The 321-nt window shown below is 69.5% G+C and carries 1 protein-coding gene; it reads right to left on the bottom strand.

Annotation, left to right across the window (positions count from 1 at the left end; translation table 11 throughout):
* Positions 1-47 precede the first annotated feature (47 nt).
* On the bottom strand, positions 48-321 hold a 274-nt coding region (locus tag H483_RS39570), incomplete at its 5' end, for a hypothetical protein (protein ID WP_042329435.1).

Genomic DNA, 321 nt, shown 5'->3' on the forward strand with positions numbered 1-321 from the left:
CGGGAGCTGGCCCCAGTCGACCCGCGGCGGCCGGGCAGACAGTGGTTCTAGTGGGTGAGGGTGGTGGTGGCTCGGAGGGTGGCGAGGAGGTCAGTGCGTCCGGTTGGGGTGATGCGGGGTGCGATGACGGCGTGGGGTTCGTCGCCCAGGGCGATGAGGTGGGCGTGGTGTTTGTAGGGGTCGTCGGCGTGGACGTCGATGGTGGTGGCTGCGGCGTGGTGTGCGGCGAGGTCGAGGGCTTCGGCGTGGCTGCCGGTGGTGGTCAGGGTGTCCTGGTGGAGGAGTTCGCCGGTGGGTGTAGTCGTGGTGATGGTGACGATG

It is taken from the genome of Dietzia sp. UCD-THP (assembly GCF_000349585.1).
In the GTDB taxonomy this organism is placed as follows: domain Bacteria; phylum Actinomycetota; class Actinomycetes; order Mycobacteriales; family Mycobacteriaceae; genus Dietzia; species Dietzia natronolimnaea_A.